The sequence below is a fragment of the Pauljensenia sp. UMB0895 genome (genome assembly GCF_030218905.1).
GTDB classification, from domain to species: Bacteria; Actinomycetota; Actinomycetes; order Actinomycetales; family Actinomycetaceae; genus Pauljensenia; species Pauljensenia turicensis_A.
In genome coordinates this window covers 1-8613 of the sequence record NZ_JASOQR010000017.1, presented here as the reverse complement: position 1 = coordinate 8613, position 8613 = coordinate 1, and the positions used below count along the sequence as shown (strand labels likewise).

The window sequence follows — 8613 nt, the reverse complement described above, 5'->3', positions numbered from 1 at the left end:
CGAACCCGGAAGCTAAGCCCACAAACGCCAATGGTACTGCACCCGACAGAGTGTGGGAGAGTAGGACACCGCCGCAACAACACTTCAACGCTGAGGCCGTGAAAACCCAAAAGGGCTTTCACGGCCTCACGTGTGTGTGCTGGCAATCTCAGACGGTGCCAGCCAATTGCCGGCACAACAGTCGGCAACGTGTCCGACGCTACAAGCCGTCTGTGACGATAGACCGCCTTCTTTATTCCATTAGGGTGGAATGCTTGTTCTATGAGTGAAACGACCAATCAAGTGTCATCGGGCTACATTATCGAAGGTGCCCCCGAGGGCATTCAGGCTTACCGTTCGGCCGCCCATGATCGTCTTGCCCACCAGTCACGCGTGGTGTTGCGACTCGGTCAGATGTTCCTGGCAAGCGGTGCCAGTGCATATCGCGTAAAAAACTCAATGACAACGCTTGCCAAAGCAGTAGGTATCGCAGAGCATCACGCGCAAGTCACCTACACGGAGATCATCGCCACCGCATATGCGAACGGCACCTTCCGTACTGGTCTTGCTGAACAACGCCAAATGGGCGTCAATGCCGACCGTATCGACAGGCTTAACAACTACGTCGCTTCTATTAAAGGCAAGGCAGTTCTGGTTGAAGACGCTGAAAAAGCGCTTGACGAAATCGAACGGGTGAAGCCACTGTATGACTGGTTTCCGAACGCTGCAGCATCTGGACTTGCCTGTGCTGCCTTCTCATTCCTGAACAGTGGCGGCTGGGTTGAATGCTCAGCTGTTGCAGTCGCAGCATTCTTTGGCCAGGCGCTTCGGCGTCAGATGCTCCACCGTCACATGAACCACTTCGGAGTGTGGATGAGTTGTGGTGCAGTCGCGGCGCTCATCTACATCCTTCTCGTTGCCCCTGCACAGCACTTCCTTGGCCTTGAGCCTACGCACCAAGCTGGTTTTATTTCAGCAATGCTGTTCCTAGTCCCTGGCTTCCCGCTAGTGACGGGCATTATTGACCTGGTCCGACACGATTTCCAAGGCGGTCTAGGTCGTCTGACGTACGTCTTCATGCTCTTGTTGTCTGCGGGCGTCGCCACCTGGGTAGTGTCAACAGTCTTCCACTGGTCTGTCACTCCCGAATACAGCTACATCCTCACCCCCTGGTTGCTCTATACTCTGCGGTTTATCACGAGCTTTGTCGCGGCGTTTGGCTTTGCTGTCCTGTTTAACTCGCCAACGCGAGTAGCGGGAACGGCGGCATTGATTGGTGCTTTTATCAACGTTGGGCGTCTTGCTCTGGTTGACGAGCTTGATGTTCAGACGCCCGCAGCTGTCGGTCTTGCAGCCCTTGCTGCAGGCCTCCTTGCAACGTTTGCAGCGGAGCGCACGCGGTTCTCTCGAGTGACGTTATCTGTCCCGGCGGTGGTCATCATGATCCCAGGTGTTCCGCTTTACCGTTCGCTCACCTACTTGAACAACGGCCAGATGCTCGAAGCCCTCCAGTCGCTATTCACCGTTATTTTCACGATCGTGGGTATCGGCATGGGTCTTGCTGTGGCGCGAATGCTGACGGATAAGAACTGGCTCACGGAATCGGCGCCCGTTGTGCCTCTCCTGGACGAGGTCCTCCCAGATTCGTTCAGCCCTACAGACAGCGCTGACACGGTGGCCAATGACCACACTTCTGCCCAAGTACATGAAACAGTTGGAGCTGCTGGCGGTGAAGAGGCTCTGAGTGAGCAGTCGCTTGCCGAAGCAAGAACACCAGATGATACATCCTCAAACCAAGAATTGAGCGAGTAACGTAGCGTCCGACTTTTCATAGGTGTGGGGGTCTCAGGCACTGCCTGAGACCCCCACACCTCTGTCAGGACACCGTCTTATTTCGCTGACATAAACAGCGATGGAGTTGTGTAGAAGGCTGAGACCTCAAATATGCCCTGCTGCGCAGTTGCGTTCTCTTCATCAATCATGAAATTGAAGTATCCGGTTGCTGTTTGGCCGTCGCCCGGCATATCAATGATAGAGAAATCGCTGTCAGTGTAGGAATATTCGGCAAAAGCGAAGGAATCGTCATTGGAGTATGTCAGATCAAGATCGAAGGAATTGAACGTGTCTTCACCGTGGTAGGTGATGGTGACGGGAACACGAATCCAGACTTCGCCTGCATCAGGTTCCGTATAAAGGCTCTCGATACCTTCCTCCGTCAGCTCAGCAAGGATTGCCGGCCCTGCATTCCAGTCAACTGCACCGAGTTCGACGTTGATTGAAGTGACGGGAAGACCCGAGGAATCCACCTCACTGTCGTACATAGTCAAATAATGGAGTTGCGGGTCAGCGGGGCTTTTTGCGCTGAAACCGAACTTTTCTGTAGTTGTGCCGGACGGAAGCGAATCGGCAAGTGATGACCCGTCCTTCATTTTGACTTCGTTTGGTGTCTCTGAGAAGGCCGAGGTGGGCCAGCCTGGATCAGATCCACGCCAGGCCGTCGGATCCTCTTCGTCGTCCGGGTTCAGGATTCCGATCACTGCCAGGGCGATGGTGATAAAGAAGATTCCAACGACGGAGCCGAGGACAATCCCGACGGTTCGGTTCGTTGATGACTTCCTCTGAGCGTTCGCCTGCGCATAGGAGGGCATGCTTCCCCGCGCGAACTGCGTATACGGGTTCCCAGCGTCCGTTGGCGAACCAGCAGCTGGTGGCGTCGCCCATGGTTGGTTGGCGGCAGCGGGTGTCCGTGTCTGGGGTAGAGGAGCATTCTGCCTAGCACTATGGGGTGGGCTCGCGGTGGTCGTGCGCCCACTTCCGCCTGGCGCGTAGGGGGACGAGGCTCCAGCTGAAGCCGAGGACACAGATGCGTCGGACGAGAAGGCGCTCGGTGACGAAGGATCATTCCCTGGAATACTCGAAGGTGAAGCAATACCGTCATCGACCCACAGTTGCCAGCCCGCCGGTGCAGAACTCCACGAAGGATCGGGGCTCCACCCCGGCCCGGGAGTAAAACCGTCAGGCGGTTTCGGCCAGTTAGGTGGTGGATTGAAACGCAAACTCATGGAACGCTCCTCGAGCAAACAATGATGGGGCGTCACCATTCTAAGAGAGGGGAGCATCCAAAGGGGTTTGAAAGCGTAAGGCAAGCATGCTGGCGTTCATCTCGTCGAATTAAAGATAAAGATAAAGAAGCGGGCGGACACCACTTGCGTGGTGCCCGCCCGGCCTCGTCAATCAGAGATCAGCGGAAGATGAAAGGATCAGCCAAGTCCGCCGAGGATCTGGGCCACGAAGATCTTGCCGACCATTGCGACCGGGTAGATCAGAGCGTAACCAAGGGCAACGCGCGGATCCGAGTTCGTGCGACCGTTGGCGAATGCCAGAACAGCCGGCTGGGTCTGCAGACCGCCGAGGAAGCCGGACAGCTGCGTGCCACCCATCTTGAAGATCCAACGCATGATGACGTAGGTGCCAACTGCAAGGATCGTCGTGATGACGAAGCCCAGGATGAAGATCCTGATCCAGTCACCGGAGGTGAAGGCGTTCGCAATCTGTCCACCAGCATTGGCGCCAGCCTGTGCGAGGAAGACCAACAGACCGAACTCAGAAAGAACCTGGCAAGCGGTGAAGGGCAGCGCAGTGACCAGCGGTCCGATACGGCCCAGACGACCGAAGACCAAGCCAACGATCAGGGTGCCTGCTGCCGAACCGATCGAGAAGTATTCACCGGACGGGGTCAGGATCGGGAGTTCACCGATCGCGATACCGAGCGCCATACCGAGACCCAGCGCGATCGGGTTCAGATCCGAAAGGCCACGAGCCGAGTCGCCGAAGAACTTCGTGATGGCTTCCATCTTGGAGGTAGGAGCAACAACGCGAACACGGTCACCCTGCTGAAGGATTAAGCCCGGCTCGGCAACCATGTCAACGTCACCGCGACGCACACGGGAGATCGTTGCGGAGAAGTGCTTCGCCATCTCTAGGTCAGCAACCGCGCGACCGGCAACCTTCGGATCGGAAACCGTCATGCGACGGAAGTCAAGGTAAGTGCGGTCTTGCATAAGGGAGTGTGAAGAAGCGTGACCCAGCTCAGTTGCTGCGCGAGCAACCAATTCACGAGGACCTATGACGGTCACCAAGTCACCCGGGTCCAGAGTGTCAGACATCGACGGGCGGGTGATCGGGCCGGTCTCACCACGACGCAGACGCGAGAATGTGACCTTCGACCCGAGCTTCTCGTAAATGTCGCCAACGAACGGGTGATCGTCGCGCTCAACGCGGATTGTGCGGTTCGCCAGCGGGGAAGGAGTATCGCGGTCGTTCTTGCCGTAGGAGAGCGCTGCGGCAGAAGCTACGAGCATACCGATCACACCGAACAGGTAGGCAATCGAGTAGCCGACAGTTGCGCGGTCCAACTGACCTGAGGCTTCGCCGGCGGCTGCAAGAGCGGGGGTGTTCGTGACCGCGCCAGCGAACGTACCCGAGATCAGTGCGATATCCATGCCGAGGGCCTTACCAACGCCAAGGCCAACGCCGGCCGCGACGACGTAGAGCACAACGACGGTCAAGATCGGGCCGACAGCGGTCTTCAAGTTATGGAAGAAGGACGCGCCGGAGTTGATACCGATAGCGAAGGTAAAGAGGGTCAGGCCGAGCGTTCCCAGTTGCGGGGTCACGCGAAGCTCGATGCCGTATGCCTGTGCCCACGCCGCCAAAATAATGGCGAAGAACAGAACGGCCGCAGCACCGAGACCGATGCCCTTGACCTTGATATGGCCAAACGCCATACCGATGCCAATGAGCAGGAAGAGGAAGAGAACTGGCTGCTCAGCCAGCAGAGCGAATACTGTTTCCACAGTTACGACTCCAATGTTGTGTTGACGGAGTAATCACGCCCATTATTGCAGGTTTGTCCGCAAAGGTAATTAGTTCATCGTCCTATCTGTGACGGATAAAGCGCCGAAAACCTATCGTTTGTGTCACGTATGCAAATGAAACGACAAAGGCGATGAGATTCAGATTCCGCAGTGTGAGATAAAAGGCGGGGCGAGGCCCTAGTGGGCATACGGTTTACCCGTGTTCAACATTCTCTCGGTTGGTATTTCCGTCCTGGTCATCGTACCCGGGCGTGCGAATCCTGCCGCGTGAAAACGGATGGATCGCACGCCTAATCCCCATCGCTATGACGCGGCTGGGGATTTTTTGTTGAGATCCACCCACACATAGAGAGGACCCAGCGGTGAAAGACACTGCTCCCACGCAGATGATGACCGGGGCGCAAGCGATTATTGCTTCCCTTGAAGCTCTCGGCGTGACCGACGTGTTCGGCATGCCCGGTGGCGCAATTCTTCCTACTTATGATCCGTTGATGAGCTCAAAGCTCAATCACATTCTTGTTCGTCACGAACAGGGTGCAGGCCACGCCGCTGAAGGCTACGCTCTTGCTACCGGCAAGGTCGGTTGTGCGATTGTCACATCCGGCCCGGGTGCAACAAACACCCTGACAGCGCTGGCCGACGCAAACATGGACTCCGTCCCCATGGTCGTGATTTCAGGTCAGGTGGGTGCCTCCCTGATTGGCACCGATGCATTCCAAGAAGCCGATATTGTTGGCGCCTCGATGCCACTGACGAAGCATGCGTTCCTTGTCACCGACGCTACAGAGATTCCATCTCGACTGGCTGAAGCCTTCGAGATTGCGTCGACTGGTCGTCCCGGCCCGGTCCTCGTTGATGTCACGAAGTCCGCGCAGACTGCCCAGATGAACTTCTCTTGGCCACCCGCCATGGACCTGCCCGGTTACAAAGAAGCTGCCAAGCCTCACAAGCGCCAAGTGCGCCAGGCTGCAGAGGCAATCCTTCAAGCGCAAGCCCCGGTGCTGTACGTCGGCGGTGGCATGATCCGTTCGGGTGCAACCGATGATCTTGCTCGACTGGTTGAGGCAACCGACGCTCCGGTCGTCACTACTTTGACCGCACGTGGTGCATTCCCAGATTCTGATTCACACACCTTGGGTATGCCTGGTATGCACGGAACCGTGGCAGCCGTCGGTGCTCTGCAACGCTCCGACCTGATCGTCACACTCGGTGCTCGCTTCGATGACCGCGTGACCGGCAACCTCGATTCTTTCGCGCCTCGTGCGAAGATCGTGCACATCGACATTGATGCCGCTGAGATCTCGAAGAACCGATTCGCGGACATTCCGATCGTCGGTAACCTCGCCGACGCGCTTCCGATGCTCGTTGACGAAATCGTCGCGATGAAGAAGAAGGACCAGGGCGATGACATCTCCGGATGGTGGCGTTACCTCAACCGTCTGAAGGACCGCTACCCGATGGGGTGGACGAAGACTGAAGACGGCATGATGGCCCCGCAGGAAGTCCTGTCGCGACTGTCCAAGATCGCAGGCCCCGATGCTATCTACGTGACCGGCGTTGGCCAGCACCAGATGTGGTCGGCTCAGTTCATCCAGTCCGACAAGCCGAGGCACTTCATATCCTCGTCTGGTCTGGGCACCATGGGCTTTAGCATCCCCGCCGCCATGGGCGCCCAGGTCGGCAAGCCGAACAACGTTGTGTGGGCAATCGACGGTGACGGTTCGTTCCAGATGACCAACCAGGAACTGGCCACCTGCACGGTGAACAACATTCCGATCAAGGTCTGCCTGATCAACAACTCCGTGCTCGGCATGGTGCGTCAGTGGCAGTCGCTGTTCTACGACAAGCGCTACTCCAATACAACGCTCAACCCCGTTGACGGAGAGCAGATCCCGAACTTTGAAATGCTCGCCACCGCCTACGGTATGGCAGCGCGCACCGTCCGTTCTATCGACGAAGTCGACGAGGCTATCGAATGGGCCATGTCCATCAACGACCGCCCTGTCCTGATCGACTTTAGAGTCTCGAAGGACTCCATGGTGTGGCCGATGGTCGCAGCAGGTGTGTCGAACGATGAAATCCGCTATGCCAAGGGTATGGCACCCGACTGGGATGTGGAGGACTGAAAATCATGGCACAAACACATACTCTGAGCGTGCTTGTTGAAAACAAGCCCGGTGTCCTGACCCGCGTCTCGGCACTGTTCGCGCGTCGCGCATTTAACATCACCTCGCTTACCGTGGGTGAAACTGAGCATCCCGAAATCTCCCGCATGACGATCATCGTCAAAGCAGAAGACCAACCCTTCGAACAGGTCACCAAGCAGTTGAACAAGCTGGTGAACGTGCTCAAGGTTGTGGAGCTTGAACCGGAAGACTCCGTGGAACGTCGCCTCCTCCTGATCAAAGTGCGCGCCGACGAAAAGCGTCGCACCGGCGTCTTGCAGGTTGTCGACCTCTTCCGTGCTCACGTCGTCGACGTGCAGACGGAAACGGTCGTCATCGAATCTATTGGCTCACTATCTAAACTCGAAGCACTTGTCCGCTCCCTTGAGCAGTACGGTGTGACAGAAATCGTCCAGTCGGGCGCTGTGGCGATCGGCCGCGGATCACGCTCGATCACGGATCAATTGAAGGAGAAATGACAATGACTGAGATCATCTACGACGACGGTGCAGATCTGTCGATCATCCAGTCCAAGAAGGTTGCCATCATTGGCTACGGCTCGCAGGGTCACGCCCATGCGCTCAACCTCAAGGATTCCGGCGTCGACGTGGTTGTTGGTCTGCGTCCGGGCTCTTCCTCATGGGACAAGGCTGAATCCGCTGGCCTGACTGTCAAGGACGTTTCCGAAGCTGTGGCCGAAGGTGACGTTGTGATGATCCTGGTTCCGGACCAGGTCCAGCGTTTCGTCTACGCAGAGCAAATCGCCAAGAACCTCAAGGACGACGCCGCACTGTTCTTCTCGCACGGCTTCAATATCCGCTACGGCTACATTGCCCCCGAAGCCGGCCACGACATCTGCATGGTCGCCCCGAAGGGCCCGGGACACACCGTTCGTCGCCAGTTCCTCGAAGGTAAGGGTGTTCCGGCCCTCGTCTGTGTCGAGCAGGACGCATCCGGCCAGGCGCTCGCACTCGCACTGTCCTACGCCAAGGCAATCGGTGGCACCCGCGCAGGCGTCATTGAGACCACCTTCACTGAAGAAACCGAAACCGACCTCTTCGGCGAGCAGGCAGTCCTCTGCGGTGGCGTTTCCAAGCTTATCCAGTACGGCTTCGAAACCCTGACCGAAGCTGGCTACAAGCCCGAAATGGCCTACTTCGAGGTCTGCCACGAACTGAAGCTCATCGTTGACCTGATCAACGAGGGTGGCCTGACCAAGCAGCGTTGGTCCTGCTCCGACACCGCAGAGTACGGCGACTACGTCTCCGGCCCACGCGTCATCGGCCCGCAGGTCAAGGAAGCCATGAAGGAGGTCCTTGCCGACATCCAAGACGGCACCTTTGCCAAGCGCTTCATCGCCGACCAGGACAACGGCGGCCTCGAATTCAAGGCGTTGCGTGCAGAAAACGAAGCGCACCCGATCGAAAAGACCGGCCAGAAGCTCCGCAAGGCCTTCGGCTGGACCTCGGCAGACTCCGACTACACCGATGGTTCCGCAGCTCGCTGATCGATTCCGCGCGAGTGATGTCGCCTTCCACTAGGGAAGCATGACGGAGGCTCGCAGAGACATTGTGGCGGCCACCCTCAAGGTG

At 57.5% G+C, this 8613-nt stretch carries 6 protein-coding genes; 4 read left to right on the top strand and 2 right to left on the bottom strand.

From position 1 onward, the window contains the following. The first annotated feature begins 261 nt into the window (after positions 1 to 261). Positions 262 to 1791: a threonine/serine exporter family protein gene (locus QP503_RS08780; protein ID WP_006681801.1), complete on the top strand. Its 1530-nt coding sequence runs from the start codon at positions 262 to 264 to the stop codon at positions 1789 to 1791. A 77-nt stretch (positions 1792 to 1868) separates the two neighbouring features. Here the strand turns inward: QP503_RS08780 and QP503_RS08775 are convergent, their stop codons facing one another. Together QP503_RS08775 and QP503_RS08770 are read right to left on the bottom strand one after the other, a co-directional pair. Beyond that, positions 1869 to 3041, bottom strand: a complete 1173-nt coding sequence (locus tag QP503_RS08775) for a hypothetical protein (RefSeq protein WP_006681800.1) — start codon at positions 3039 to 3041, stop codon at positions 1869 to 1871. 198 nt (positions 3042 to 3239) lie between these two features. Further along, positions 3240 to 4835, bottom strand: coding sequence for an aspartate:alanine exchanger family transporter (locus tag QP503_RS08770; protein ID WP_006681799.1), 1596 nt, complete (start codon positions 4833 to 4835; stop codon positions 3240 to 3242). 407 nt (positions 4836 to 5242) lie between these two features. On the opposite strand from QP503_RS08770, the gene QP503_RS08765 reads away from it, so the two are divergent. From QP503_RS08765 to ilvC, 3 genes are read left to right on the top strand one after another with little or no spacing between them, the layout of a single operon-like run. Further along, positions 5243 to 6982, top strand: coding sequence for an acetolactate synthase large subunit (locus QP503_RS08765; protein WP_040318740.1), 1740 nt, complete (start codon positions 5243 to 5245; stop codon positions 6980 to 6982). 5 nt (positions 6983 to 6987) lie between these two features. After that, complete coding sequence (ilvN, locus tag QP503_RS08760; RefSeq protein WP_006681797.1) at positions 6988 to 7500, top strand: acetolactate synthase small subunit; 513 nt, start codon at positions 6988 to 6990, stop codon at positions 7498 to 7500. A gap of 2 nt (positions 7501 to 7502) precedes the next feature. Next, complete coding sequence (gene ilvC, locus QP503_RS08755) at positions 7503 to 8528, top strand: ketol-acid reductoisomerase (RefSeq protein ID WP_006681796.1); 1026 nt, start codon at positions 7503 to 7505, stop codon at positions 8526 to 8528. The last annotated feature ends 85 nt before the right edge of the window (positions 8529 to 8613 follow it).

What these genes read in the sequence shown, in the direction of transcription:
- ilvN (WP_006681797.1), top strand. Translation starts at nt 6,988, where the DNA reads ATGGCACAAACACATACTCTGAGCGTGCTTGTTGAAAACAAGCCCGGT.
- QP503_RS08780 (WP_006681801.1), top strand. Translation starts at nt 262, where the DNA reads ATGAGTGAAACGACCAATCAAGTGTCATCGGGCTACATTATCGAAGGT.
- QP503_RS08765 (WP_040318740.1), top strand. Translation starts at nt 5,243, where the DNA reads ATGATGACCGGGGCGCAAGCGATTATTGCTTCCCTTGAAGCTCTCGGC.
- QP503_RS08775 (WP_006681800.1), bottom strand. Translation starts at nt 3,041, where the DNA reads ATGAGTTTGCGTTTCAATCCACCACCTAACTGGCCGAAACCGCCTGAC.
- ilvC (WP_006681796.1), top strand. Translation starts at nt 7,503, where the DNA reads ATGACTGAGATCATCTACGACGACGGTGCAGATCTGTCGATCATCCAG.